The 986-nt window shown below is 61.3% G+C and carries 1 protein-coding gene; it reads left to right on the forward strand.

Annotated elements, in window-relative coordinates; translation table 11 throughout:
- The first annotated feature begins 399 nt into the window (after nucleotides 1-399).
- Nucleotides 400-678, forward strand: a complete 279-nt coding sequence (locus JF66_RS19370; protein ID WP_035880520.1) for a hypothetical protein — start codon at nucleotides 400-402, stop codon at nucleotides 676-678.
- The last annotated feature ends 308 nt before the right edge of the window (nucleotides 679-986 follow it).

Here is a 986-nt window from a genome sequence, read left to right on the forward strand (position 1 = left end):
ACAAAGCGTGTTCAGTTATCAAGTCACCGGCGTCCCGTAGCGGGTTCCCCTGTGACACGGCATCGCTGTGATCGGCCGACTGGTGATTTGGCCTAAATCTGTCGCGCTGGAGGTCCGTCTTGCGGGCACGGTCGCGATCGTGCGTGATACTGCGGCAGCCCAAGCGCATGGTTCGCGATTATGCGCACCCACCGCGCAGCGCCACGCACCTAGGCGGTCATTCTGAAAGTCCTGCCGGCGCTTTCGGACGCGGTCCTGTGTCCCGCGACACGTTCTTCTGCCAGGGACGATGCCCCAGCCGAATCGCAGACCTCTTGCTAACCTCAGCGCCATGGAGCAGACAAGCACCACGACCCACGTTTATCTCAGTGCCGCCACGCTCACCGAGACGGTCAGGGAATGAAGAACGCTTCGGTACGGCGGGTCTATGCGGTCGGGAGCGCACTCGTCCTACTTGGCATCGGATTCGTTTTCACCGCTCTCTCTTCATACTTCATTCGCTACTCACAAGTCGACTCACTCATCGGCAGCATCGACAACGACCTCTATCTCCGACTGAGCCAGATGTTCGCAGCCGAGAAGGCGCTCCTGACTTTGGGCGGGATTGCGTTCAGCGCGGGCATCGTGTTGGCGATCTTCGGCACCGTCAGATTCCGGCACCACACCGCCGTGGGCTGAGCCACTCGTTCAAGGCCGCACGTTTCATCTCGTCCGGCCTGCAGCTCAGCCCCCGCCCGTCGCCGGTTCCACTTGCGAAATGGCGGTACCGCCACCCTCTCTGTCAACCTTGGATAAGGCACCGGGATCGTCCCGAATAGTGTCGTAGAGGGCGGGGAAGGAGTTCCCCTTGACGAACGCAGTGATGACAGGACCCGGCTTGACCGGGCAGGCTGTAGGGATGGAAGATGTTCCCGATCCCCAGGTTCCCGAGCGTGCTCGGCGGCGAACCTATACCGCCAAGTACAAGCGCGACATTCTGACCGAGT

This window comes from Cryobacterium sp. MLB-32 (assembly GCF_000738085.1).
Lineage (GTDB): Bacteria > Actinomycetota > Actinomycetes > Actinomycetales > Microbacteriaceae > Cryobacterium.

Coding starts and splice junctions, on each gene's coding strand:
- JF66_RS19370 (WP_035880520.1), top strand. CDS start 400: ATGAAGAACGCTTCGGTACGGCGGGTCTATGCGGTCGGGAGCGCACTC.